We start from the raw sequence: 23,975 nt of genomic DNA on the forward strand, positions 1-23,975 counted from the left end.
TGATGCCTTCCCATGTCGTACCCGCCCGCCAGGCCGGTTTCACCCTCATCGAGATCATGGTGGTGATCTTCATCATCGGCCTGTTGGTGGCCATCGTCGCGCCCAATGTGCTGGACAACCAGGACAAGGCCATGCAGCAGAAGGCCCGCGCCGATCTCGCCAGCCTGGAGCAGGCGCTGGACATGTACCGCCTGGACAACCTGCGCTATCCCACCGCCGAGCAGGGCCTCGCCGCCCTGGTGAGCAAGCCGACCCAGGCCCCCGAGCCGCGCAACTATCGCGCCGACGGCTATATCCGCCGCCTGCCGGAGGACCCCTGGGGCGCCGCCTATCGCTATCGCATCCCCGGCGAACATGGACGGGTGGATCTCTACAGCCTCGGCGCCGACGGCCGCGAAGGCGGCGAGGGCAGCGATGCCGACATCGGCAACTGGACCCTCTGAGCTGCCATGCCGGGGCGCCAGGGCGGTTTCACCCTGCTGGAGCTGATGGTCGTGCTCTTGATCGTCGGGCTGCTGACCACCGTGGGCGTGGCGCGCCTGGGCGGCGGCAGTCCGGCCGGGCAGTGGCGGCTGGAAAGCCTCGCGGGCGACTTCCAGCTGGCGCGGGACACCGCCCGTCACAGCGGGCGCATCCTCGGCTGGCAGGCCGACGCCACCGGCTTTCGCTATCTGCAGCTGGTGACCGATGCCCAGGGCCCGCGCTGGCAACCCCTGGCCAGCGCCGATCTACCCGACGGGCGCTGGCCCAGCGGTTTGCAATTGGCCGAGCCGGTGAGTGCGCAGCCGCGGCTGGTCTGGTGGCCGAACGGCGATACCCAAGGCCAGCGCCTGGCCTTCGCCGAAGAAGAGCGGCAATGGCTGCTGGTGGTCGATGCGCGGGGGCGTGCCGCGGTGGAGCGTCCATGAACCAGCGTGGTTTCACCCTGCTGGAGGTGCTGGTGGCCCTGGCCATCGTCGCCTTCATGGCGGTGGGCGTCAGCCAGGTGATCGGCCAGCGGCTGGACATCGCCGGCGTCGCCCAGGCCCGCGAACGGGCCCAGCTCTGCGCCCGCGAACTCCAGGCCCGCTGGCAGGTGGAAGGCCTGACCGCCAGTCAGGGCGAACTGAGCCAGGGCGGCGAGCGCTGCTACTGGCGGCTGGAGGGCGCGGGCGGGCCCCTGGGCGGGCAACGCCTGGCGCTCTATGCCGATGCCGCCCTCGGTCGGGCCCTGGGCGACTGGCCGATCCATGCCGGAGCCCAACCATGAGGGGCCAGGCGGGCATGACCCTGATCGAGGTCCTGCTGGCCATCGCCCTCACGGCGCTGCTCGCCGTGCTGCTGGGTGGGCTGGTCAATCTCTGGCTCGACGCCCGCGGCCGCCTGGCTGCGCGGGAGTCGACCGATGCGCGGGTACTGGACCTCTGCGGCCTGCTGGATCGCCGCCTGGGTGGCCTGGTCCTGCGCCCGCTGCAGGAGCACCGTCTGCCGCTGCACAACGCCCTGCTGGACTGGCGCCCGGACGAGCACCGGCTGGACTGGATCGCCCTGGACGCCCTGCCGCTGAGTGCGGGACAGGGCGCCGGTCGCCTGCGCCGCCAGCGCCTGGAATGGGATGCCGACCAGGAGCGGCTGCGACTGTGGCGCAGCGCCGATTTGGATGCGGTGGAGGCCCCGGTCTGGCAACCGGTGCTCGACCAACCGGGCATCGAGCGCCTGCAACTGGAATTCCACGGCGGCGGGCGCTGGCTCGCCTATCCGCCCCAGGCCGAACCCGCCAATGGGGTACGGCTGACCTTTACCGTGCAGGGTGCCGGCTATGTCTGCACCTTCGCCCTGCCTCAGACAGGTTGACCCCATGCTCGCCTCCCTCCCGTTCGGGCGCCTGCTGCCCCTGTTGCGCCGCGACCTCAGCCCGGCCCAGAGTTCCGCGCGCCTGCTCCTGCGCACGCGGCGACCCGGTCCGCCGGGCCCGGACAATCCGCTGGTGGCCGCGCGCCTCCAGGGCGACCGGCTGCAAGCCGCGGCGGCGCTGCCAGAGGCCGCCCAGCCGGTGACCCTGCTGCTGCATGGTGAGGACTGCAGCCTATTCGACGTCGCCGCGCCCAAGGGTCTGCGTCCCCACGAGTGGGGCCTGCTGCTGGAAGACCAGTTGCTGGCGGACGCCAGCGGCCAGCACTTGGTCTGCCTGGGTCGCGCTCCTGGCCGGTTGCGCCTGCTGGCCCTGGATCGGGCGCTGCTGGCGGCCTGGCGTGAGCACTGCGCCGCCTGCGGCTGGACGGTGGCGGCCTGCTGGGTCGACTTCCAGTTCTTGCCCGAGCCCACCGCCGAGGGTGGGATCGGCGTGTGCCTGGGCGACAGCCTGAGATTCAAGACCCGCGTGGCGGATCGCGACGTCTGGCTGACCTGGCCCAGCGCGCTCCAGGCGAGTTTGCCGCCAGCCTTGGCCACTCTGCTCGACGCCGATCCCGAGGCCACCGTCGCACCCCTCTGGCCCCAGCCCGCCGCCGGCGTGGCGCCCCAGGATCTCTGGCCACGGCAAGGCCAGCGCCGCCGTCAAGCGTCCTTGGGGCTGCCACGGCCCCTGGTACTGGGCATGGCCGCCGCTGCGGTGCTGGCTGCGATGCACCTGGGGCTGCAACAGGTGCAGCATTGGCGCCAGGCCCAGACGGACCGGGCCTATGTCGCCCAGCGTCTGGGCCTGCCTAGCGACCGGCTCGATGCCGGCCGCGCCGCGCGCGAACTCCAGCTGGCCAGCCGCACCCAACGGCAGCTGGAGGGTCAGTGGCGCCTCTGGCAGCGGCTCGGGGGGCCGCTCGGCGCCGCCTTGAGTACTCAGCCCGGCCTGCGCCTGGTGGAGTGGTCGCTGGACGAGCAGGGCATCCAGGTGGTGCTGGACGGGCCGGCCAGCCTGGACAGGGCCTTGCGCACCCGACTCGACGAGGAATTCGCTACCCTGCAGTGGCAACGGCAGGCCGGGCGCCTGACCCTGCGCCTGGCGGCCCCAACGGAGAAGCGACCATGAGCACCCTTTTGCAGCGCTGGCAGCGGCTGCCTGCCGAGCGCCAGCGACTGGCCCTCGGCGGCCTGGTCATCCTGCTGCTGGCCGCCATCCTGTTGCTGCGCCCTGCGCCAGGCGGTCGACCCGTCTCGGTGGACTGGGTCCGCCTCGCCGAAGAGGCTCGGGCGCTGCCCGTCGCCCAGCCGTTGCAGGAGGCGGACTGGCGCGGTGCGGTTGACGGGGTGACCTTCAGCGCCCTGACCCTGGGCGAGCCGGTCTGGCACCTGCGCGGAGACGCGGTGGATGTGGCCGCCGTGGAGCGGCTGCAGGCCTGGGCGCGTGCGCGTGGCTGGTTGCCCAAGACCCTCAGGATCCGCAGCCAGCCGACGGGCGTGGCCTTCGAACTGGAAGTCCTGGCGGTGCTGGTGGAGCGCGCGCCATGACTCGCTGGCTCGTGCGCCTGGCGTTCACCCTGTTCGCCTGCCTGATCTTCGCCCTGGGCTGCCTGCTCTACTGGCCGGCCGCGGACTGGCTGCCACGCCTGCTGCCGCCCCAGGTCACCCCGGTCGGCTTGCAGGGCTCCTTGCTCGGCGGCGGCATGCAGCGCCTCGCCTGGCCCGGTGGTGGCGCCGGGCCCTGGCAGTGGCATCTGCGCTGGCCGGGCAGGCTGCAGGTCACGGTAGGCGAGCCCGAAGGTGCGCCCTGGGGGCTGATCCTGAGCGGCTGGCCCTGGCAGTGGCGGGCCGATCTCGCCGGTGGCGATCTGCGCTGGGTGCAAACACCGGGGAGCGCACTGCTCGCCGGTCGGCTGGTCGGCGACGTCCGCCTCGGGGGCAGCTGGCGCCGTTGCCTGGCGGCCGGTGGCGCCTGGCAGGGCGATGGCCTGCAGATCCTGGTGCCCCGGCGACTCAGCCTGGGCGACGTTCGGCTGCAGGTGGATTGCCAGACCGCACCCTGGCTGCAGGGCGTCTTCGAGCGCCCCGGCCAGCATCGTCTGGACTTGCGCCTGAGTCTGGCCAATTGGCGGGGGCAGGTGCAGGGTACGGCGCAGCCCGGCAGCGACATCGCCCCGGTGCTGCAGAGCATCGGCTGGCTCAGGGCCGGCCAGAGCCAGGTCATGGGGCGTTTCTGAGCGCTGAGCGCGGTTCAGGCGACCCGCAGGCCCTGGGCCGATCCGAGCTTCGCCAGCTGCAGCAGACCCTCTTCCCACCGCCGATGCCCCGAGCGGGTATTGATATGGCCGGCGCCGGGCAGGATGTCCAGCTCGCTGCCCCAGGCCTGCGCCAGGGCATCGGCCCGAGCCAGGCTGATGGCATGGTCGTTGTCCGAGGTCACCACCCGCGAGGGAAAGGGCAGCGCCTGGCGGGGCAAGGGCGCGAAACCCACCAGCTCCGCCGGGCAACCCGGGCGCTCGACGTCGGCCGGCGCCACCAGCAAGGCGGCCAGCACCCGCTGCCGACGCGCTACCGGAGCGCTGGCGGCCCAGCGCGCGACGGTGACGCAACCCAGGCTATGGGCGATCAGCACCACGGGTAAGGGCGAGCTGGCGATGGCCTGGTCAAGGGCATCCACCCACCGTTGCGGATCGGGGCGTTGCCAGTCGTCTTGTTCGACACGACGGGCGTCCGGCAGCAGGCGTTGCCAGTGGGTCTGCCAATGTTCAGGGCCAGAGCCCTGCCAACCGGGAAGGATGAGATAGCGGGTCATGACGGAGCTCCGCAGACGAAAGAGGAGAGCCGATAGTGCCGATGGATGATCCGCAGGAGAAAGAATAAAAGGCGCTTTGGTTATGCCAGGCTTCGGTTTGCAGCGACGAAATCGCGGCCATGCCGGTCCGCCGATGCGGCCGCTTCTACGGAACTCGGGCGTCTTGCTGATCGCGGCCATGGGCCGCTCCTACGGATTGTCCAAGGTGTAGGAGCGGCCCATGGCCGCGATAGAAAACGTGCAACTACTCGTTCCGCCCCAACCGCTCCACTTCCTGCAACCAACGCAACCGCTGCTCCTCGTCGGCTGCCCGCACTGGCGAATACTCGTGGACCTGCAGCACCTGGATACCGCAGGCCTCGAGGCCCTCCTGGATGCCCTGGCGATGGGGCGCCTGGTTGCGCAGGCGCTGCCAGGGGGAGGGCGGGGTGTCGGAGGTCACCAGCAACTCGGCGCTGCGGCCGGTCAGCAGGGGTTCGCCGCCCCAGGTCTGGTCGCGCTGGGCAAAGGCGAAGCCCGGTTGCAGCACCCGTTCAAGAAAGCCCGCCAATACCGCCGGCAAGCCGTTCCACCACACCGGGTAGATGAACACCAGGTGCTCGGCCCAGTGGATCTGCCGCTGGGCTTCCAGCAGATCCGGCTCCAGGGTCTGGGAGAGGTCATAGCCTTCGCGCAGCACCGGATCGAACTGGGCATCGGCCAACTTGAGCTGGCGCACCACCTGGCCGCTGGCCTGGGCGCCCTGGACATAGGCGTCGGCCAGCGACTGGCAGAAACTGGTGCGCTTGGGATTGCCCTGGATGACCAGCAGGCGCCGGCCATCCCCCTCCAGCGGCGTGGCGCCGCGGGCCTCAGCCACGGCCACCGGCTTCCAGCATGGTCTCCGGGCGTACCCACTGATCGAACTGCTCGTCGGTCAGATAGCCAAGCTCCAGCGCGGCGGCGCGCAGGGTCTTGTTCTCGGCATAGGCCTTCTTGGCGATCTCGGCGGCCTTGTCGTAGCCGATGTGCGGATTGAGCGCCGTCACCAGCATCAATCCCTGTTCCAGGTGCTCGGCCATCTTGTGCTCGTCCGGCTCCATGCCGGTGACGCAATGGGTGTTGAAGTTGCGACTGCCATCGGCCAGCAGGCGGATGGATTCCAACACGTTGTGGGCGATCACCGGCTTGTAGACGTTGAGTTGCAGATGACCTTGGCTCGCGGCGAAACCCACGGTGACGTCGTTGCCGATCACCTGGCAGGCCAGCATCGACAGGGCCTCGCACTGGGTCGGGTTGACCTTGCCCGGCATGATGGAACTGCCCGGTTCATTGGCCGGCAGCTTCACCTCGGCGAAGCCGGCGCGCGGACCGGAGCCCAGCAGGCGCAGGTCGTTGGCGATCTTCATCAGGGCCACGGCCAGGGTCTTGAGCCCGCCGTGCAGGGCCACCAGCGGCTCATGGCCGGCGAGGGCGGCGAACTTGTTCGGCGCGGTGACGAAGGGCAGGCCGGTGAGTTCGGCGATTTCCTTGGCGATGGCTTCGTCGAAGCCCTTGGGCGCATTCAGGCCGGTGCCGACCGCGGTACCCCCCTGGGCCAGTTCCAGAACCGCCGGCAGGGCGTTGCGGATTGCCCGCTCGGCCAGATCCAGCTGGGCGACGAAGGCCGACAGCTCCTGGCCGAAGGTCACCGGGGTGGCATCCATCATGTGGGTGCGGCCGGTCTTGACCAGGTTCTGGTAGCGCGCCGATTGCAGCGCCAGGCCGCCGGACAGCTCGGCGATGGCCGGCAGCAGGTCGTTCTGCACCGCCAGGGCGGTGGCGATGTGCATGGCGGTGGGGAAGCAGTCGTTGGAGCTCTGGCCGCGATTGACGTGGTCATTGGGATGGACCGGCTTCTTGCCGCCCATGCCGTTGCCGGCCAGTTCGTTGCTGCGCCCGGCGATGACCTCGTTGACGTTCATGTTGCTCTGGGTGCCACTGCCGGTCTGCCAGACCACCAGGGGGAACTGGTCATCGTGGAAGCCGTCGAGGATCTCGCTGCTGGCCTTTTCGATCAGGGTGGCGACATCTTCCGGCAATTCGCCAAGGCGCAGATTGACCCGCGCGGCCGCCTTCTTCACCGTCGCCAGGGCATGCACCACCGCCAGCGGCATCTGCTGGTTGCCGATGGCGAAGTTCTCCAGCGATCGCTGGGTCTGGGCGCCCCAGTAGACGTCGTCGGCTACTTCGATGGGGCCGATGCTATCGGTTTCGGTACGGCTCATGGCGGTCTCCGCTTAGGAATGTGTGGGTCCAGCTAAGTTGGGCAGCAGCTTAGCGCCAGGGTTCCCAAATGGGAAGTATTCTCAATTGTGAGGGTGCCGTGGGCAGTTCAGCTGGCATTCAGCCCATCTCTGCCAGACTTCTCGTCCATTTTTCGCATCCCAAGGACGTCCATGAAAAAGACTCTCCGTACGCTTGGCGCCGTAGTGATGCTCGCCAGCGCCAGCAGCTTCGCCCTGGCCGACGCCAAGAGCCACGCGGCCGACGCGGAGCGCTTTCTCAAGCTGGCCAACGCCGACAAGCTGACCACCCCGGTCTACGCCCAGGTCCAGCAACTGTTCGCCCAGCACTTCGAGCAGGCCAAGGCGCCGGCCAAGAAAGCCGTGCTGGAAAGCTATACCGCCCGTGCCAACCAGGCGCTGGACAGCACCATCGGCTGGGAAAAGATCAAGCCCGAGATGGTCAAGCTGTACACCGACAACTTCACCGAAGACGAGCTGGAAGGCCTGATCAAGTTCTACCAATCCGATCTGGGCAAGAAGATGATCGCCACCCTGCCGCGGCTGTCGGCCCAGTCCGCGCAGCTGACCCAGGCCAAGCTGGAGCAGGCGGTACCCAAGGTCAACGGCATCCTCGCCGAGATGGACAAGGAGCTGGGCGTGAAGCCGCCGGCTGGTGCCGAGAACGCGCCGCCGCCCGCCAAGCGCTGAGTCGAGCCTTTGCCACGAAGCCCGGACCCGTTCCGGGCTTCGTCGTTTCCGGGCCGGGCCCAGGCTCGCTAGAATGACGTTTCTCACAGTCGAGGTATCCCCATGAGCATGCGCGAACGTATCCAGTCCAGCCTGGGCCTGTTGCAACCCGAGCACCTGGAGGTGCTGGACGAAAGCCACATGCACAGCCGCGGCCAGGAGACCCATTACAAGGCGGTGGTGGTCAGCGAACATTTCGCCGGGCTCAACGCGGTGAAACGCCACCAGAAGGTCTACGGCACCCTGGGCGAACTCATGGGCCAGTTCCACGCCCTGGCGCTGCACACCTATACCCCGGCGGAGTGGGCGGCCCAGGGGCAGGCACCGGATTCGCCCACCTGTCGCGGCGGCAGCAAGCACGACCCGGTGGGTTGATCTCAAGGCGCCATTGTTCGGCGCCCTGCTAATTGGTTAAAATTTGACCGGCGCCGGCATTCTTGCCGGCGTTTTCGTCAAAGAACCTGTTTCACGACCTAGCGAGCTAGAGACAAACGAGGCGAAAAGGGCTGAGGAAGCGGAGTTTACGAGTGGTAAATGAGCATTCCGAAGACCTTTTCAACGCAGTTTGGCCGACGCGCAGCAGGTCATGAACAGGTTCTAACCGGTCCGCCCTTTGCGAGGGCGACCCCTGGGAACCCGAAGATGACCGACAAGATTGTCGTGGCGGCCTTGTACAAGTTCGTCACCCTGGACGACTACGTCCAATTGCGTGAACCCCTGCTGCAGAGCCTGCTGACCCATGACGTCAAAGGCACCCTGCTGCTGGCCGAGGAAGGCATCAACGGCACCGTTTCCGGCAGCCGCGAAGGCATCAATGCGGTACTGGCCTGGCTGCGCGCCGATCCGCGCCTGGTCGACATCGACCACAAGGAATCCTACTGCGCCGAGCAGCCCTTCTATCGCACCAAGGTCAAGCTGAAGAAGGAGATCGTCACCCTGGGCGTGCCCGGCGTCGATCCCAACCGCCGCGTGGGCACCTATGTCGAACCCCGGGACTGGAATGCCCTGGTCGACGATCCCGAGGTGCTGGTGATCGACACCCGCAACGACTACGAGGTGGGCATCGGCAGCTTCAAGGGTGCCATCGATCCCCAGACCAAGAGCTTTCGCGATTTCCCGGCCTATATCCGCGAGCACTTCGATCCCCAACAGCACAAGAAGGTCGCCATGTTCTGCACCGGCGGCATCCGCTGCGAGAAGGCGTCGAGCTTCATGCTGCAGGAAGGCTTTCCCGAGGTCTTCCACCTCAAGGGCGGCATCCTCAAGTACCTCGAAGAGGTGCCCGCGGCCGAGTCGCGCTGGGAAGGCGAGTGCTTCGTCTTCGACAACCGCGTGACCGTGACCCATGATCTCGCCGAAGGGGTCTACGACCAGTGCCATGCCTGCCGCACGCCGGTCTCGCCGGAAGACATGCAGTCAGCGCATTACAGCCCCGGCATCAGCTGCCCGCACTGCTGGGATTCGCTGTCGGAAAAGACCCGCGCCGGCGCCCGCGAGCGGCAGAAGCAGATCGAACTGGCGCGCCTGCGCAACGAACCCCATCCCATCGGCCGCGATCCGCGGCTGAACGCCATGCCCAACCCCGAGGAGGTCTAGGATGCCCGGTCGCCTGCTCTATGTGATGGACCCCATGTGCTCCTGGTGCTGGGGCTTCGCGCCGGTGGTCGAGCGCCTGGCCGAGCGGGCGGCCGCCCAGGGCATTCCGCTGCGCCTGGTGGTGGGCGGCCTGCGTCGCGAGCGGGTGGCCCAGGACACCGCCAGCCGAGTACGCACCCTGGCCTACTGGCAGGCGGTGCAGGAGACCACCGGCCAGCCCTTCGCCCTGGACCAGGGCCCGCCGGAAGGCCTGGTGTACGACACCGAGCCGGCCTGCCGCGCCCTGGTCGCCGCGCGTCAGCTCGATGAAGAGGCCGTCTGGCCACTGGCCAAGCGTATCCAGCGGGCCTTCTATGTCGAAGCCCGCGACGTCACTCAGCCGGCGCTGCTGGTGGAACTGGCCGAAGCCTGTGGCCTGCCGCGTATCGAATTCGCCCCGCTGTTCGATGGCGAGCCGGCGCACCAGGCCACCCAGGCCGACTTCGACTGGGCGCTGAATCTGGGCATCGCCGGTTTCCCCACGCTGTTGGCCGAGCGTGATGGTCAGCTGGCGCTGGTCACCAACGGCTACCAGCCGCTGGAGGAACTGGAACCGCTGCTGGACGCCTGGCTCAGCCGCGGCGCGCACCTGGCGTGAGTCTGGTCATCGACGAGCGTCTGACGCTGCCCGAGCAGGAAGTCCAGCTCACCGCGGTTCGCGCCCAGGGTGCGGGTGGGCAGAACGTCAACAAGGTTTCCAGCGCCGTCCACCTGAGATTCGACATCCAGGCCTCGTCGCTGCCGGAAGCGCTCAAGGAGCGGCTGCTGGCGCTGCGCGACGGGCGCATCAGCCGCGACGGCGTGGTGGTGATCAAGGCCCAGCAATACCGCACCCAGGAACAGAATCGCGCCGACGCCCTGGAACGCCTGGCCGCGCTGATCGCGGCGGCCAACGTCCAGGAAAAGCCGCGGCGCCCGACCAAGCCCACCTACGGTTCCAAGCAGCGCCGCCTGGAAGGCAAGTCGCGCCGCAGCGGCCTCAAGGCCAGTCGCGGGCGGGTGGATTTCTAGGCTGAGCAGAGGCCCCTCTAGCGCACCACGATCAGCGCACTGCCGGCCGTTTCCAGCATATTGCGGGTGTTGCTGCCCATGAAGAAGTGGCGCAGGCGGGAGTGGCCGAAGGCGCCCATGACCACCAGCTCCAGGCCGTGTTGCTTGCGATAGCGCTCCAGGCCCAGTTCCACGTCGCCGTCGGTGATGGCGGTGGTGACCGTGCGGCCCTGCGCCCTGAGTTCGGTGGCGGCGCGGGTGAGGGCGGCGCGGCGTTCTTCGCGGTCGCGGCCGACGGTCACCAGGTGGCAGGCGAGGCCGTCGAACAGCCGGCAGTTGGCCACCCAGGTCACCGCCTTGCGCGCGCTACTGCTGTCGTCATAGGCCAGCAGCACGCCGCTGGGTTTGACGAACAGGTGGCCGGCCACCAGCAGCGGGCGGTGCAGGAGGCGGATGGCGCTTTCCAGGTGGCGACCGATCAGCCGCTTGGGCGGGCTGTCCTCACCCTGGCGCCCCAGCACGATGAGGTCGAAATCCTCCTGCAGGCTCTCCAGCGAGGTCATCAGATCGCCGTGTTGCAGCACGGCGCCGGCGCAGCGCGCCTGCTGCTCTTCCACCCGTAGCTGGGCCGCATCAAGCAGTAGCCGGCCCTGGTCTTCGGCGAGCGTGCCGCGCTGGGCATCCAGGGCGGCCAGCTCGGTGAGCAGCTGTTCCCGATTGACCAGCAGCGGCGAGGTGGCCTGGCCTGGTCGGGGGAAGCGTCGGTGATCCAGCACATGCAGCAGGGTGAGCGGGGCATCCAGGGCGGTGCCGGCCCAGGCGGCGAAGTCACAGACGGCGGCGCTCACGGCCGAGCCGTCGAGGCAGGCGAGGATCTTGGACATGGCCGCGGGTCTCCGGGAACAGGATATTGCTGGGAGAGACCCGGCGGCGCCGTTTCGGGTTCAATCGCCGAGGGCGAGGTCGTCCGTCACGCCGCCACGCCGCAGCAGCTGCTTGCAGCGGGCGGACAGGTGCAGCACCCGCACCCGCTTGCCGGCCTTGGCATAGCGCTCGTGCAGGGTGCGCAGTGCCGCCACGGCGGAGTAGTCGACGAAACTCAGGTGGCGGCAGTCCACCACCACCTTCGGCGGATCACCGGCCGGATCGAACTGGTTCAAAAAGGTGGCGGTGGAGGCGAAGAACAGGGTGCCATGCACCTGGTATCTCTTGCTGCCGTCGGCTTCCAGGTGGCTGTCGGCATAGAGGCGTCGGGCGTGCTGCCAGGCGAAGTTGAGCGCGGCCAGGACGATGCCGCAGAGCACCGCGGTGGCGAGGTCGGCGAAGACGGTGATCACGGTGACGGCAATGATCATCAGCATGTCGCTGCGCGGTACCCGGTGCAGTACCCGCAGCGAGGCCCAGGCGAAGGTCTGCTGGGCGACCACGAACATGGTGCCCACCAGTGCCGCCAGCGGAATGCGTTCGATCAGCGGCGAGAGAAACAGCACGAACAGCAGCATCAGCACGCCGGCGACCACCCCCGACAGGCGGCCGCGGCCGCCCGAGCTCAGGTTGATCATGGTCTGGCCGATCATGGCGCAACCGCCCATGCCGCCGAACAGCCCCGAAGCCATGTTGGCCGCGCCCAGGGCCACGCACTCGCGATTGGGCAGGCCGCGGCTCTCGGTGATCTCGTCGGTGAGATTCAGCGTCAGCAGGGTCTCCAGCAGGCCGACCAGGGCCATCAGCACCGCATAGGGCAGGATGATCTGCAGCGTTTCCAGGCTCCAGGGGATGTCGGGCAGCGCCAGGCGCGGCAGGCCGCCGGCGATATGGGCCATGTCACCCAGGGTACGGGTGGGCAGGTCGAGGAAATGCACCGCCAGCCCCACGCCGAGGATGGCGGCCAGGGCCGGCGGCACGGCACGGGTCAGGCGGGGCAGGAGCCAGATGATGGCCATGGTCGCCAGGGTCAAGCCGATCATCAGATACAGCGGGGCGCCGCTGAGCCAGGTGTCGCCCTGCTTGAAGTGTTCCAGCTGGGCCAGGGCGATGACGATGGCCAGGCCGTTGACGAAGCCCAGCATGACCGGGTGCGGCACCATGCGGATCAGCTTGCCCAGGCGCAGGAGGCCGAAGGCGATCATCAGCAGGCCGCCCAGCACCACCGTGGCCAGCAGGTACTGCACGCCGTGCTGCACTACCAAGGCGACGATCACCACCGCCATGGAGCCGGCCGCGCCGGAGATCATGCCGGGCCGGCCGCCGAAGAGGGCGGTGAGGGTACAGATGAAAAAGGCGCCATAGAGTCCCATCAGCGGATTGAGATGGGCGACCAGGGCAAAGGCGATGCACTCGGGCACCAGGGCGAAGGACGTGGTGAGACCGGCCAGGATGTCGGCACGGGAAGAGACACTTTTCATGGCGTATCCAGAACGGGCGATGGTACGGCGGGGCACGATCGCGGATAGACGACGGGGCAGGACGATGCGGGCACACGCCGCAGGGGCGGTTACCGGAGGAGGGGTGGTGCTATGGCGGCGTCGGCAGGTGCTTGGACATGGTGGAAGGGTCCGAAGGCATCGCGAGGAAAGTTAGCGAGCTTAGCATGACTTTCCGATGCTGCCGAATCGCCGGGATCGGTGGCAGATGCCCGCGCTAGAGTGATCTACTTCTCGTTTGGGTGTTTCGGTTGCGCCTAGTGCTGAACCTCTGGAGCGACCACCGGTCGCAGGCGGGTTGCGCAAAGGGATGCGCAGCGTCCTTGCAGCGATGGCGTCTCCGGGGTCGGCATGATTCCTGGCAGAGGCCCTCGCTGGATCGTCGAGGCCTAGCAGGAGTCTGTACCATGGAGCTTAACTATCGTCGGGACATCGATGGCCTGCGCGCCATCGCCGTGTTGCTGGTCGTTCTCAATCACGTCGGCTTCAGCGCCTTTGGTGGCGGCTATATCGGCGTCGATGTCTTCTTTGTCATCTCCGGCTATCTGATCACCCGCAAGACCGCACCGGACCTCGCGCAGGGGCGCTTCAGCTTCGCCGACTTCTATCTGCGCCGCGTGCGGCGGCTGCTACCGGCCTTCGTGGCCATGGCCGTGGTCACCAGCGTGGCGGCTGCCTGCATCCTGCTGCCGCGGGATCTCGCCAGCTACAGCAAGAGCCTGATGGCCGCGCTGCTGTCCATCGCCAACGTCTTCTTCTGGCGCGCCAGCAATGGCTATTTCTCGCCCACGGCGGATGAGCTGCCGCTGCTGCATACCTGGTCGCTGGCAGTAGAGGAGCAGTACTACCTGTTCTGGCCGGTGCTGCTCCTGCTGGGCTATCGCCTGCTGGGCGTTCGCCGTTGCGGCCAGGTCGCGGTGTTGCTGGCGCTCGCGGGCCTGGCGCTGTCGGAGTGGGCCGCACGGGCGCAACCCAATGCCGCCTACTATCTGCTGCATGCCCGCGCCTTCGAACTGCTGGTGGGCAGCCTGCTGGCGCTGTACTGGGAGCGCCTGCCGCGCGCCAGCGCCGGGCAGGCCAGGGTGCTTGGGCTGGTGGCCTTGGCGCTGATCCTGGTACCGGCCTTCACCCTCGATCATCACAGTCGCTTCCCAGGGGTGAATGCCCTCTGGCCCTGCCTGGGCGCTGCTCTGCTGATCTGGACCGGAGAAAACGGTCGGGGCCCGGCGCGCTGGCTGCTGGCCCAACGGCCCCTGGTGTTCATTGGCCTGATCTCCTATTCGCTGTATCTCTGGCACTGGCCGCTGATGGCCTTCACGAACTACATAGAAGTGCCCAAGGAGCTGGGGCTGCAACTGGCCCTGGTGGCGGCCTCGGTGGTGCTGGGCGCACTGTCGTGGCGCTTCGTCGAGCAACCCTTCCGCGGTCGGCCGCGCCATTTGCCACGACTGATCTTCGCTGGCCTCTATGCCGCGCCGCTGCTGGTGGGTGCGCTGGCGGTCGGGCTGACGCTCAAGTTCCAGGGTTTTCCGCAGCGTTACGACGCCAACACCGCCGCCATGGTCGAGGCGCTGGACAGCACCTTCGCCAAGGCACGGGGCAGCTGCTTCATCGAGGAGTTCGGCACCATGGCGACCCAGTGGTCGCCGGACCGCTGCCGCCTGGGCGCCGTCGACCGGCCACGGGCGGAGGTGCTGCTGGTGGGCGATAGCCACGCCGCCGCCAGCACCGGCATGCTCGATGTCCTGCTCAAGGACGCCGGCCTGCGCGGCTATGACATGACCCGCAGTGGCACCCTCTACCTGCCCGGTCTCGACGACGTCCACATCACCCGCCCGGGCAATCGCCTGGATCCGTCGATCCAGCTCACCGCACCGGTGGTGACCCAGGCCATCCGTACCGGCGGCTATCGCTATGTGGTGCTGGGCGGACGCTGGCCGATGTACCTGGAAGGCATGAGCGAAGCGGGCCTTTCGGCCTACAACGTGCTGCAGCGCCCGGGGGGCGGCGCGACGCCCGCCGAGCTGTTGCGGGAGGGCCTGGACAACGCCCTGCGCATCATCGTCCAGAGCGGCGCCACCCCGGTGATCCTGGCCGGCATCCCCGAGATCGGTGCCGGGCGCGACACCTGTCAGGTCAAGAACCGGCTGTTCCACACCGCCAACGACTGTTCCGTCGAATTGGGCGACGTGGCGCGGCGCCAGGAACCCTTCACCCTGATCCTCGACGACCTCAAGCAGCGCTACCCGCAGCTGCTGACCCTGGATCCCAAGGCCGTCACCTGCGATGCCCAGCGCTGCCATTCGGCACTCGACGGCACGCCGCTGTACCAGGATGGCAACCACCTAAACGTCAGGGGTTCACGGCTGATCGGCGAACGACTGGTGGCGCGGGGCGACAATCCGCTGCAGGTGGAAGGGGCGACGACCGAGCTGGATGCTCAGGCCATTCGTCAGGTCGCATCGGACTAGAGGAGGGAAGGCCGACTTCCATTGATCGGCGACAAGGGCGAAGCGCTCGATAAGCCAAACGATTGGGTTACTCTTGCCTCAGGGCCTGGCTATGCACCAGGCCCAGCCTGAACGAGGACAAGAAAACGTGGATATGAACCGTCGGCAATTCTTCAAGGTCGCTGGAGTCGGCCTTGCGGGATCCAGCCTGGCGGCGTTAGGCATGGCTCCCACAGCCGCCTTTGCCGACCAGGTGCGCCATTTCAAATTGGCGCACACCGTGGAAACCCGCAACACCTGTCCCTACTGCTCGGTCGGCTGCGGCCTGATCATGTACAGTATGGGTGACCGGGCCAAGAACGTGGCCCAGAACATCATTCACATCGAGGGCGACGCCGACCATCCGGTCAACCGTGGCACCCTCTGCCCCAAAGGCGCCGGGCTGCTGGATTTCATCCACAGCCCCAATCGCCTCAAGTATCCCGAGCTGCGCAAGCCTGGCAGCAACGAGTGGACCCGCATCAGCTGGGACGAGGCGCTTGACCGCATCGCCACCCTGATGAAGGAAGACCGCGATGCCAACTTCATCGCCACCAACGACAAGGGCCAGACGGTCAATCGCTGGCTGACCACGGGCTTCCTGGCCGCCTCGGCGTCCTCCAATGAAACCGGTTATTTGACGCACAAGATCGCGCGGAATCTGGGCCTGTTGGCCTTCGATAACCAAGCGCGCGTCTGACACGGCCCGACGGTGGCAGGTCTTGCCCCGACGTTTGGCCGTGGCGCCATGACAAATCACTGGAGCGACATCAAGAACGCTAACCTCGTCTTGATCATGGGCGGCAATGCCGCTGAAGCGCACCCGTGTGGTTTCAAGTGGGTCACCGAGGCCAAGGCGCACAACAACGCCCGGCTGATCGTGGTCGATCCGCGCTATACCCGTTCTGCCTCGGTTGCGGACTACTACGCCCCCATCCGGACCGGCAGTGACATTGCCTTCCTGGGCGGGTTGATCAATTACCTGATCACCCACGACAAGATCCAGCACGAATACGTCCGTAACTACACCGACGTAGGCTTTATCGTGAAGGAAGGCTTCTCCTTCGAAGACGGCCTGTATACCGGGTACGACGCTGAAAAACGTACCTATACCGACAAGACTCAATGGGGCTACGAGATCGGCGACGACGGCTTCGTCAAGATCGATGCAACGCTAGAGCACCCGCGTTGCGTCTTCCAGTTGATGAAGCAGCACTACAGCCGCTACACCCTGGAAGTGGCCAGTCAGGTATGTGGTACGCCCGTTGAGGCGATCCAGAAGGTCTGGGCCGAGATTGCCGAGACGTCGGCGCCCGGTCGCACGATGACCATCCTCTATGCCCTAGGTTGGACTCAGCACTCCATTGGCGCCCAGATCATTCGTGCCGGCGCCATGGTGCAGCTGCTGCTTGGCAACATCGGTATGCCCGGTGGCGGGATGAACGCCCTGCGCGGTCACTCCAACATCCAAGGCCTTACCGACCTGGGTCTCCTGTCGATCCAGCTGCCGGGCTACCTGACCATCGGCGCCGACGGCGAGCAGGACTACCACGCCTTCATCGACCGACGCGCCAGCAAGCCGCTGCGCCCGGGACAGATGAGCTACTGGCAGAACTACGGCAAGTTTCACGTCAGCCTGATGAAGGCCTGGTACGGCGACAATGCCACCAAGGATAACGACTGGTGCTACCACTGGTTGCCCAAGGTCGATGTCACGGGTGCTGGCTACGATGTGCTGCGCTACTTCGACATGATGGACAAGGGTCAGGTCAACGGCTATTTCTGCCAGGGTTTCAACCCCATCGCCGCCTTCCCCAACAAGGCCAAGGTGATGCGCGGGCTGTCCAAGCTCAAGTGGCTGGTGATCATGGATCCGCTGGCTACCGAGACCTCCGAGTTCTGGCGCAACCACGGCGATCACAATGATGTGAATACCGCGGAAATCCAGACCGAGGTGTTCCGCCTGCCCACCACCTGCTTCGCCGAGGAAGACGGCTCCCTGGTGAACTCCAGTCGCTGGCTGCAGTGGCACTTCAAGGGTGCCGAAGCGCCTGCCGAGGGCCGAAGCGACATCGTCATCATGTCCGAACTGTTCCTCAGGTTGCGCGAGGCCTATCGCCAGGACGGCGGTGCCTTTCCTGATCCGATCCTGGGCCTTTCCTGGCCCTATGCCAAACCAGGAGAGCCTTCGGCGGAGGAGTTGGCCAAGGAGTTCAACGGCTACGCTGTGACCGACGTGCTCGATGCCAAGGGCGCCGTTTCGGCCAAGGCCGGCCAGCAACTTGCCGGTTTCGGCCAGTTGATGGACGACGGCAGCACCGCCTCGGGCTGCTGGATCTATTGCGGCGCCTGGACCGAGCAGGGCAACCAGATGGCGCGGCGCGACAACAGCGATCCGTTCCATATGGGGCAGACCCTGGGCTGGGCCTGGTCGTGGCCGAACAACCGCCGCATCCTCTACAACCGTGCCTCCTCGGATCTTAGCGGCAAGCCGTGGGACCCGAGCAAGAAGCTGGTCTGGTGGAACGACAAGGCGCAGAAGTGGGGCGGTACCGACGTGCCGGACTTCAAGATCGACGGCAAGCCTGGCGACGGGATGAGTCCGTTCATCATGAACCCGGAAGGGGTAGCGCGCTTCTTCTCGCTGGACAAGATGGCCGAGGGACCCTTCCCGGAGCACTACGAGCCGTTCGAAACGCCCATCGGCGTCAACCCGCTGCACCCCAACAACCGCAAGGCGCTGAACAGCCCGGCGGCGCGGGTGCTCAAGGACGACTGGGCGGACTTCGGCGATCGCAAGGACTTCCCCTATGCGGCCACCACCTACCGCCTGACCGAGCACTTCCACTACTGGAGCAAGCACTGCCGCCTCAACGCCATCATCCAGCCCGAGCAGTTCGTCGAGATCGGCGAGGTGCTGGCCAAGCAGAAGGGCATCGCCGCGGGTGATCTCGTACGCGTCAGCTCCAAGCGCGGCCACATCGTCTGCAAGGCGGTGGTGACCAAGCGGATCCGTCCGCTGCAGGTCAATGGCGAAACGGTGCACCATGTCGGCATCCCCATCCACTGGGGCTTCTCCGGCGTGGCGCGGATGGGTTACCTGGCCAATACCCTGACTCCCTTCGTGGGTGACGGGAACACCCAGACGCCCGAGTTCAAGTCGTTCCTGGTCAACGTGGAGAAAGCGTGATGGCAAGCCAAGATATCTACGCCCGCTCCGCGACGACTACGGCTTATCCGTCCGTGCGCAATCAGGCGGAAGTGGCCAAGCTGATCGATGTGTCCAAGTGCATCGGCTGTAAGGCCTGCCAGGTCGCCTGCTCGGAATGGAACGAGCTGCGCGACGAGGTGGGCCATACCCACGGCACCTACGACAACCCGGCGGATCTCACCGCGGACTCCTGGACGCTGATGCGTTTCACCGAGCACGAGGACGAGGCCGGCAAGCTGGAGTGGCTGATCCGCAAGGACGGCTGCATGCACTGCGCCGAGCCGGGCTGCCTGAAGGCCTGTCCGAGTCCGGGGGCCATCGTCAAGTACGCCAACGGCATCGTCGACTTCAACCAGGACCACTGCATCGGGTGCGGCTACTGCATCGCCGGTTGCCCCTTCGACATCCCGAGGATCTCGAAGAAGGACAACAAGGCCTACAAGTGCTCGCTGTGTTCGGACCGGGTCGGGGTCGGCCTGGAGCCCGCCTGCGTCAAGACCTGCCCGACCGGCGCCATCGTGTTCGGCACCAAGGACGAGATGAAGGAGCACGCCGCCGAGCGCATCGTCGATCTCAAGAGCCGCGGCTACGAGAACGCCGGTCTGTACGACCCGGTGGGGGTAGGGGGCACCCACGTCATGTACGTGCTGCACCATGCCGACCAGCCGCAGCTGTACAACCACCTGCCCAAGGATCCGACCATCAGCCCCACCGTGGGGCTGTGGAAGGGCTTCACCAAACCCCTGGCGCTGTTCGCCATGGGCGCGGCGGTGCTGGCCGGTTTCTTCCACTACGTGCGCGTCGGTCCCAACCGGACCGATGACGACGACGAAGTGGTCGAGGCGCCGCCCCGTCACGAGGGCGATGCGCCCAAGGGCGAGGTCAAGCAGCTGAGTCCGTCCGTGCAGATCTTCGATCCGCACGACAAGCAGCCCTAGCAGGGGTACGCCCCCGGTTAGCCGGGGGCGTCCTGGGAGATCGAGATGAAACCTGAAATCCAGCGTTACAACGCCAACGAGCGAACCAACCACTGGATCGTGGCGATCCTGTTCTTCATGGCCGGGCTGTCGGGACTGGCGCTGTTCCACCCCGCGCTGTTTCCGTTGTCGAGCCTGTTCGGCGGCGGCACCTGGACGCGCATCCTGCATCCCTTCATGGGTGTGGCGATGTTCCTGTTCTTCGCCTTCCTGGTGATCCGCTTCTGGCGGCACAACAAGATCGGCCGCGAAGACGCCCAGTGGCTCAAGCAGATCAACGACGTACTGAACAACCGCGAGGAGAAGCTGCCGCCGATCGACAAGTACAACCCCGGGCAGAAGATCCTGTTCTGGGTGCTGCTGGCCTGCATGCTGATCCTGCTGGTCAGCGGCGTGGTCATCTGGCGGCAGTACTTCGCCCACCTGTTCCCCATCCCGGTGATCCGCTTGGGCGCCCTGGCCCATGCCGTCGCTGCCTTCGTGCTGGTGCTGTCGATCATCGTGCACATCTATGCGGGGATCTGGATCAAGGGCTCGGTGACCGCGATGATGACCGGTTGGGTCAGTCGCGCCTGGGCCAAGAAGCACCATTCGCTGTGGTACGAGAAGGTCACCCGCGAGAAGAAGTAAGGCTGTTGTTGGGCTTCGCTGCGCTCAACCCAACCTACGGATCGGGTGCGCGGGATTTCTCCTGCGCACCGATCTGACTCCCTCTCCCTCCGGGAGAGGGTTGGGGTGAGGGCAGCGGAGTCCGACATCCAAACCCGCCCGCTATCCTGAATCCTCCATCTTCCACCGTTTTCCTAAGGAGCCCTGCCATGGCAGGCCAGATCCTCGAGCCCGGCGAAATCGAAGCCGCGGCCGTCAATCCCGATTTCATCCTGCTGCCTGGTGGCGAGCTGTTCGGCTATCGCGCCGACCGCCTGCGGCTGCTGGCCACCGACAATGCGCTGAGTGACTACCTGGTGCTGATGGCCGACCTGTGCGAAGCCCAGCAAGGGGTCTTCGACCAGCTCGCGCCCCTGCCACTGGACGAGGCCCGCAGCGCCCAGAGTCTGCAGCACGGCCTACCGCCGCTGGGCTACGACACCCTGGTCCGCGAAGGCGACTGGTTGCCCGCGCTGGATGCACTGCTGGAGACCCTCAAGCTTGCGCAGGCGCCAGTGCAGGCCGCCCTGGAGGAACTGCGCCAGGCCGATGCCGGCCAGCGCAAGGCCTGGGCCATCGCCCTGCTGGCCGGCAGCTATGAGCTGGTGCCCGCCGGCGTGGTGCCCTTTTTGGGCGCCGCCCTGCAGGTAGCCTGGACCCACTGGCTGCAGCGCAGTGACTTCAGCGCCCTGCGCGAACAGGGCAGCCAGACCCTCTGCCCGTGCTGCGGCGCGCCGCCCATGGCCGGCATCATCCATCACCTGGGTAAGGCCAATGGCCTGAGGTATCTCACCTGCTCGCTGTGCGCCTGCGAGTGGCACTTCGTGCGGGTCAAGTGCAGCCACTGCGAGACCGGCAAGGGCCTGGGCTACTACTCCCTGAGCACCGACGACGCCAACGCCCAGAAAGCACCGCTACGCGCCGAGACCTGCGCCCACTGCAAGACCTACCTCAAGCACCTCTATCGCGACCACGACACCCGCAGCGAACCCCTGTCCGCCGATCTCGCCAGCCTGGCGCTGGACGTGCGCCTGGCGGAAGAGGGCTACGAGCGTCACGCGCCCAACCTGCTGTTCGCCCCGGGCTAGACCGGGCTGGGCGACCGCCCGGGGCAGGGTGGTCGCCGTTCCTTCTGTTTCCGCATATGGCGGGCTGCCTCGCCTGGCCAGTGCCCAAACGCGCCTTCGATTTCACTTTCTGAAGCCAAGCCGCGCGAACCTCGGCGAAGCGGTCGCCAACGTTGCTTATCGCGACAAGAGTCGGCTGGCAGCACCCTGTCACTCCGGGGTCATCTTGCAGAGCCAGTCTATCGAGGGACACAAAACCTTCTATCACGCCAGGCGGCGAAGCCATCTAGTATGGATCTTACGCCGCTTCGTCGGTGTGCCCATCTGATGAGGGGATAACAATGACCGCAACGTCCGTTTTGCCCAGGGTGGGGCTTCCCCCTGCGCCGGCTCGACGCCGGCAGCTGTGTCTGTCGAGCCCCTAGGGCCGACACGACCGGAACCCTGCCTTCTGAAGGCCGTGCTGCCGTCACGGCTGACAACCGGATGAACAAGACCCTGAGGTGCCAAGAAGATGTCGACCGAATCCAAGTGCCCGTTCAATCACGCCGCCGGCGGCGGTACCACCAACAAGGATTGGTGGCCGAATCAGCTCAATCTCAACTTCCTGCACCAGCATTCCTCGCTGTCCGACCCCATGGGCGAGGACTTCGACTACGCCGCCGAATTCAAGAGCCTCGATCTGGAGGCGGTGAAGGCTGACCTGCGCGCCGTGATGACCGATTCCCAGGACTGGTGGCCGGCCGACTTCGGGCACTACGGTCCGCTGTTCGTGCGCATGGCCTGGCACAGCGCCGGTACCTATCGGGTCGGTGACGGCCGCGGCGGCGCCGGTCAGGGCCAGCAGCGCTTCGCGCCCCTGAACAGCTGGCCGGACAACGTCAGCCTGGACAAGGCACGCCGGCTGATCTGGCCGGTCAAGCAGAAGTACGGGCGCAAGATCTCCTGGGCCGACCTCATCGTCCTCACCGGCAACGTCGCCCTGGAATCCATGGGCTTCAAGACCTTCGGCTTCTCCGGCGGTCGCCAGGACGTCTGGGAACCGGACGATGCGGTGTTCTGGGGTTCGGAAACCGTCTGGCTGGGTGGTGACGTGCGCTATGGCGCCCACAAGAAGATGGAGCAGCCCGGCGACGGTGTGCTGACCGCACAGCCCGAGCAGCATCCGGTGGAGCACAGTCGCAATGATAATCCGCAGCGCACCCTGGAAAATCCCCTGGGCGCGGTGCAGATGGGCCTGATCTACGTGAACCCGGAAGGCCCGGAGGGCAACCCCGACCCGGTGGCTTCGGCCCATGACATCCGCGAGACCTTTGGCCGCATGGCCATGAACGACGAGGAAACCGTCGCCCTCATCGCTGGCGGTCACGCCTTCGGCAAGACCCACGGCGCAGGTCCCGCCACCAGCGTCGGTGCCGAGCCGGAAGCGGCTGATCTGGAGCAGCAGGGCCTTGGCTGGAAGAACAGCTATGGCACCGGCAAGGGCGCCGATACCATCACCAGCGGCCTCGAAGTGACCTGGACCTCCACGCCCACCCGCTGGAGCAACGAGTACTTCGAGAACATGTTCAAGTTCGAGTGGGAGCTGTTCAAGAGTCCCGCCGGTGCCCACCAGTGGCGACCGAAGGACGGCGCTGGTGCCAATGCCGTGCCCGATGCCCATGATCCCAACAAGCGTCACCAGCCGACCATGCTCACTTCGGACCTGGCGCTGCGCTTCGATCCGGCCTACGAAAAGATCTCCCGCCGCTTCCTGGAAAACCCGGACCAACTGGCCGATGCCTTTGCCCGTGCCTGGTTCAAGCTGACCCACAGGGACATGGGTCCCCTGGCCCGCTACCTGGGCCCGGAAACCCCGAACGAAGAGCTGCTGTGGCAGGACCCGCTGCCCAAGGCCGCAGGCGCGCCCCTGGGCGAGGCCGAGGTCAAGACGCTCAAGGATAAGCTGGCCGCGTCCGGCCTGAGCGTGTCCGAACTGGTCGGCACCGCCTGGGCGGCTGCCTCCACCTTCCGCGGTTCCGACAAGCGCGGTGGTGCCAACGGTGGCCGTCTGCGCCTGGCGCCGCAAAAGGACTGGGAGGTCAACCAGCCGGCGCAACTGGCCAAGGTGCTGGGCGTGCTGGAAGGCATCCAGCGTGATTTCCACGGGGAGGGCAAGCAGGTCTCCATCGCCGACCTGATCGTGCTGGCCGGTAGCGTCGGGGTGGAAAAGGCCGCCCAGGCGGCGGGTCATTCGATCAGCGTACCCTTCACCCCGGGTCGCGTGGATGCCTCCCAGGAGCAGACCGACGTTCATTCCTTCGGGCATCTGGAGCCCTGGGCCGATGGCTTCCGCAACTATGTGGGCGGGGAGTTCAAGGTCAAGCCGGAATTCCTGCTGGTGGACAAGGCGCACCTGCTGAACCTGACCGCGCCCGAATTGACGGTACTGCTGGGCGGCCTGCGCGTGCTGGACATCAACGTGAACGGTGCCAAGCATGGCGTCTTCACCCAGCGACCGCAGACCCTGACCAACGACTTCTTCGTCAACCTGCTGGACATGGCCACCGAATGGAAGGCCACCGGTCCGGACAAGGCCACCTTCGAAGGTCGTGATCGCCAGAGCGGCAAGCTGAAGTGGACCGGCACCCGGGTCGATCTGGTGTTCGGTTCCCATGCCCAGCTGCGCGCCCTGAGCGAGGTCTACGGCAGTGCCGACGCCCAGGAGAAGTTCGTCCGGGACTTCGTCAAGGTCTGGACCAAGGTGATGGAGCTGGACCGTTTCGATCTGCGTTGATCGCCAAGCGGTAACTGAAAACGCCTCCTCCGGGAGGCGTTTTTTTGGGGCCGTGCAACCGAACCTCCATTCATCGCCG

At 66.7% G+C, this 23,975-nt stretch carries 23 protein-coding genes; 18 read left to right on the forward strand and 5 right to left on the reverse strand.

What is annotated here, in order from left to right; genetic code table 11:
• Positions 1-2: 2 nt before the first annotated feature.
• The 7 genes from gspG to NRG74_RS00260 are packed head-to-tail and all read left to right on the forward strand — an operon-like array spanning position 3 to position 4,112.
• A complete protein-coding gene (gene gspG, locus NRG74_RS00230) occupies positions 3-443 on the forward strand; it encodes a type II secretion system major pseudopilin GspG (RefSeq protein WP_257705448.1) in 441 nt (146 codons plus the stop codon).
• Positions 444-449: 6 nt separating this feature from the next.
• Positions 450-908 (forward strand): GspH/FimT family pseudopilin, encoded by a 459-nt coding sequence (locus NRG74_RS00235; RefSeq protein WP_257705449.1) that lies wholly within the window; start codon positions 450-452, stop codon positions 906-908.
• Positions 905-1,249, forward strand: a complete 345-nt coding sequence (locus tag NRG74_RS00240; protein WP_064309455.1) for a type II secretion system protein — start codon at positions 905-907, stop codon at positions 1,247-1,249. Before NRG74_RS00235 ends, NRG74_RS00240 begins: the two co-directional genes overlap by 4 nt.
• Positions 1,246-1,833, forward strand: coding sequence for a type II secretion system protein GspJ (locus tag NRG74_RS00245; RefSeq protein WP_257705450.1), 588 nt, complete (start codon positions 1,246-1,248; stop codon positions 1,831-1,833). The genes NRG74_RS00240 and NRG74_RS00245 overlap by 4 nt, the downstream gene beginning before the upstream one ends.
• Positions 1,834-1,837: 4 nt before the next feature.
• Positions 1,838-3,004, forward strand: a complete 1,167-nt coding sequence (locus tag NRG74_RS00250; protein WP_257705451.1) for a type II secretion system protein GspL — start codon at positions 1,838-1,840, stop codon at positions 3,002-3,004.
• Positions 3,001-3,423: a hypothetical protein gene (locus tag NRG74_RS00255; RefSeq protein WP_257705452.1), complete on the forward strand. Its 423-nt coding sequence runs from the start codon at positions 3,001-3,003 to the stop codon at positions 3,421-3,423. The genes NRG74_RS00250 and NRG74_RS00255 overlap by 4 nt, the downstream gene beginning before the upstream one ends.
• Positions 3,420-4,112 (forward strand): hypothetical protein, encoded by a 693-nt coding sequence (locus NRG74_RS00260; RefSeq protein ID WP_257705453.1) that lies wholly within the window; start codon positions 3,420-3,422, stop codon positions 4,110-4,112. The genes NRG74_RS00255 and NRG74_RS00260 overlap by 4 nt, the downstream gene beginning before the upstream one ends.
• A gap of 14 nt (positions 4,113-4,126) precedes the next feature.
• Here the strand turns inward: NRG74_RS00260 and NRG74_RS00265 are convergent, their stop codons facing one another.
• From NRG74_RS00265 to NRG74_RS00275, 3 genes are all read right to left on the reverse strand, one after another.
• Positions 4,127-4,687 carry an RBBP9/YdeN family alpha/beta hydrolase gene (locus NRG74_RS00265; protein WP_160924579.1) on the reverse strand — a complete coding sequence of 187 codons (561 nt, stop codon included), beginning with the start codon at positions 4,685-4,687 and terminating at the stop codon, positions 4,127-4,129.
• Positions 4,688-4,931: 244 nt separating this feature from the next.
• Positions 4,932-5,552 (reverse strand): NAD(P)H-dependent oxidoreductase, encoded by a 621-nt coding sequence (locus NRG74_RS00270; RefSeq protein ID WP_007162355.1) that lies wholly within the window; start codon positions 5,550-5,552, stop codon positions 4,932-4,934.
• Positions 5,539-6,933, reverse strand: a complete 1,395-nt coding sequence (locus NRG74_RS00275; protein WP_017639811.1) for a class II fumarate hydratase — start codon at positions 6,931-6,933, stop codon at positions 5,539-5,541. Before NRG74_RS00275 ends, NRG74_RS00270 begins: the two co-directional genes overlap by 14 nt.
• 171 nt (positions 6,934-7,104) lie before the next feature.
• Here NRG74_RS00275 and NRG74_RS00280 point away from each other — a divergent pair, with 171 nt between their 5' ends.
• From NRG74_RS00280 to arfB, 5 genes are all read left to right on the forward strand, one after another.
• Positions 7,105-7,641 carry a DUF2059 domain-containing protein gene (locus NRG74_RS00280; protein WP_437181164.1) on the forward strand — a complete coding sequence of 179 codons (537 nt, stop codon included), beginning with the start codon at positions 7,105-7,107 and terminating at the stop codon, positions 7,639-7,641.
• A gap of 102 nt (positions 7,642-7,743) precedes the next feature.
• Positions 7,744-8,055, forward strand: a complete 312-nt coding sequence (locus NRG74_RS00285; protein ID WP_017639809.1) for a BolA family protein — start codon at positions 7,744-7,746, stop codon at positions 8,053-8,055.
• Positions 8,056-8,322: 267 nt separating this feature from the next.
• Positions 8,323-9,276, forward strand: coding sequence for an oxygen-dependent tRNA uridine(34) hydroxylase TrhO (trhO, locus tag NRG74_RS00290; RefSeq protein ID WP_257705454.1), 954 nt, complete (start codon positions 8,323-8,325; stop codon positions 9,274-9,276).
• Position 9,277: 1 nt separating this feature from the next.
• Positions 9,278-9,913: a DsbA family protein gene (locus NRG74_RS00295; protein WP_160923243.1), complete on the forward strand. Its 636-nt coding sequence runs from the start codon at positions 9,278-9,280 to the stop codon at positions 9,911-9,913.
• A gap of 2 nt (positions 9,914-9,915) precedes the next feature.
• Positions 9,916-10,326: an alternative ribosome rescue aminoacyl-tRNA hydrolase ArfB gene (gene arfB / locus NRG74_RS00300; RefSeq protein ID WP_257706543.1), complete on the forward strand. Its 411-nt coding sequence runs from the start codon at positions 9,916-9,918 to the stop codon at positions 10,324-10,326.
• 17 nt (positions 10,327-10,343) lie between these two features.
• On the opposite strand, the gene NRG74_RS00305 is transcribed toward arfB, so the two are convergent.
• Positions 10,344-11,189: a universal stress protein gene (locus tag NRG74_RS00305; protein WP_257705455.1), complete on the reverse strand. Its 846-nt coding sequence runs from the start codon at positions 11,187-11,189 to the stop codon at positions 10,344-10,346.
• Between the two features lie 60 nt (positions 11,190-11,249).
• Positions 11,250-12,710 (reverse strand): SulP family inorganic anion transporter, encoded by a 1,461-nt coding sequence (locus tag NRG74_RS00310; protein ID WP_257705456.1) that lies wholly within the window; start codon positions 12,708-12,710, stop codon positions 11,250-11,252.
• Between the two features lie 425 nt (positions 12,711-13,135).
• Between NRG74_RS00310 and NRG74_RS00315 the strand changes: the two genes are divergently transcribed.
• The 6 genes from NRG74_RS00315 to katG all read left to right on the forward strand — a co-directional run bounded on the left by NRG74_RS00315 (position 13,136) and on the right by katG (position 23,896).
• Positions 13,136-15,199 carry an acyltransferase family protein gene (locus tag NRG74_RS00315; RefSeq protein ID WP_257705457.1) on the forward strand — a complete coding sequence of 688 codons (2,064 nt, stop codon included), beginning with the start codon at positions 13,136-13,138 and terminating at the stop codon, positions 15,197-15,199.
• A 127-nt stretch (positions 15,200-15,326) separates the two neighbouring features.
• Positions 15,327-18,407, forward strand: a complete 3,081-nt coding sequence (fdnG, locus tag NRG74_RS00320; RefSeq protein WP_257705458.1) for a formate dehydrogenase-N subunit alpha — start codon at positions 15,327-15,329, stop codon at positions 18,405-18,407.
• Positions 18,407-19,366: a formate dehydrogenase subunit beta gene (gene fdxH / locus NRG74_RS00325; protein ID WP_160923247.1), complete on the forward strand. Its 960-nt coding sequence runs from the start codon at positions 18,407-18,409 to the stop codon at positions 19,364-19,366. Before fdnG ends, fdxH begins: the two co-directional genes overlap by 1 nt.
• Positions 19,367-19,411: 45 nt before the next feature.
• Positions 19,412-20,035, forward strand: coding sequence for a formate dehydrogenase subunit gamma (locus NRG74_RS00330; RefSeq protein ID WP_059315878.1), 624 nt, complete (start codon positions 19,412-19,414; stop codon positions 20,033-20,035).
• A gap of 188 nt (positions 20,036-20,223) precedes the next feature.
• The gene (gene fdhE, locus NRG74_RS00335; RefSeq protein ID WP_257705459.1) at positions 20,224-21,141 is read left to right on the forward strand and encodes a formate dehydrogenase accessory protein FdhE; all 918 of its coding nucleotides are present in this window, start codon (positions 20,224-20,226) and stop codon (positions 21,139-21,141) included.
• Positions 21,142-21,634: 493 nt separating this feature from the next.
• Complete coding sequence (gene katG, locus NRG74_RS00340; RefSeq protein WP_257705460.1) at positions 21,635-23,896, forward strand: catalase/peroxidase HPI; 2,262 nt, start codon at positions 21,635-21,637, stop codon at positions 23,894-23,896.
• The last annotated feature ends 79 nt before the right edge of the window (positions 23,897-23,975 follow it).

The sequence above is a fragment of the Pseudomonas oryzihabitans genome (genome assembly GCF_024652905.1).
GTDB classification, from domain to species: Bacteria; Pseudomonadota; Gammaproteobacteria; order Pseudomonadales; family Pseudomonadaceae; genus Chryseomonas; species Chryseomonas benzopyrenica.

What these genes read in the sequence shown, in the direction of transcription:
- NRG74_RS00275 (WP_017639811.1), bottom strand. Translation starts at nt 6,933, where the DNA reads ATGAGCCGTACCGAAACCGATAGCATCGGCCCCATCGAAGTAGCCGAC.
- NRG74_RS00305 (WP_257705455.1), bottom strand. Translation starts at nt 11,189, where the DNA reads ATGTCCAAGATCCTCGCCTGCCTCGACGGCTCGGCCGTGAGCGCCGCC.
- NRG74_RS00310 (WP_257705456.1), bottom strand. Translation starts at nt 12,710, where the DNA reads ATGAAAAGTGTCTCTTCCCGTGCCGACATCCTGGCCGGTCTCACCACG.
- NRG74_RS00330 (WP_059315878.1), top strand. Translation starts at nt 19,412, where the DNA reads ATGAAACCTGAAATCCAGCGTTACAACGCCAACGAGCGAACCAACCAC.
- NRG74_RS00255 (WP_257705452.1), top strand. Translation starts at nt 3,001, where the DNA reads ATGAGCACCCTTTTGCAGCGCTGGCAGCGGCTGCCTGCCGAGCGCCAG.
- fdhE (WP_257705459.1), top strand. Translation starts at nt 20,224, where the DNA reads ATGGCAGGCCAGATCCTCGAGCCCGGCGAAATCGAAGCCGCGGCCGTC.
- NRG74_RS00240 (WP_064309455.1), top strand. Translation starts at nt 905, where the DNA reads ATGAACCAGCGTGGTTTCACCCTGCTGGAGGTGCTGGTGGCCCTGGCC.
- NRG74_RS00260 (WP_257705453.1), top strand. Translation starts at nt 3,420, where the DNA reads ATGACTCGCTGGCTCGTGCGCCTGGCGTTCACCCTGTTCGCCTGCCTG.
- NRG74_RS00250 (WP_257705451.1), top strand. Translation starts at nt 1,838, where the DNA reads ATGCTCGCCTCCCTCCCGTTCGGGCGCCTGCTGCCCCTGTTGCGCCGC.
- NRG74_RS00285 (WP_017639809.1), top strand. Translation starts at nt 7,744, where the DNA reads ATGAGCATGCGCGAACGTATCCAGTCCAGCCTGGGCCTGTTGCAACCC.
- katG (WP_257705460.1), top strand. Translation starts at nt 21,635, where the DNA reads ATGTCGACCGAATCCAAGTGCCCGTTCAATCACGCCGCCGGCGGCGGT.
- fdxH (WP_160923247.1), top strand. Translation starts at nt 18,407, where the DNA reads ATGGCAAGCCAAGATATCTACGCCCGCTCCGCGACGACTACGGCTTAT.
- NRG74_RS00280 (WP_437181164.1), top strand. Translation starts at nt 7,105, where the DNA reads ATGAAAAAGACTCTCCGTACGCTTGGCGCCGTAGTGATGCTCGCCAGC.
- NRG74_RS00295 (WP_160923243.1), top strand. Translation starts at nt 9,278, where the DNA reads ATGCCCGGTCGCCTGCTCTATGTGATGGACCCCATGTGCTCCTGGTGC.
- NRG74_RS00235 (WP_257705449.1), top strand. Translation starts at nt 450, where the DNA reads ATGCCGGGGCGCCAGGGCGGTTTCACCCTGCTGGAGCTGATGGTCGTG.
- gspG (WP_257705448.1), top strand. Translation starts at nt 3, where the DNA reads ATGCCTTCCCATGTCGTACCCGCCCGCCAGGCCGGTTTCACCCTCATC.
- NRG74_RS00315 (WP_257705457.1), top strand. Translation starts at nt 13,136, where the DNA reads ATGGAGCTTAACTATCGTCGGGACATCGATGGCCTGCGCGCCATCGCC.
- NRG74_RS00245 (WP_257705450.1), top strand. Translation starts at nt 1,246, where the DNA reads ATGAGGGGCCAGGCGGGCATGACCCTGATCGAGGTCCTGCTGGCCATC.
- NRG74_RS00265 (WP_160924579.1), bottom strand. Translation starts at nt 4,687, where the DNA reads ATGACCCGCTATCTCATCCTTCCCGGTTGGCAGGGCTCTGGCCCTGAA.
- trhO (WP_257705454.1), top strand. Translation starts at nt 8,323, where the DNA reads ATGACCGACAAGATTGTCGTGGCGGCCTTGTACAAGTTCGTCACCCTG.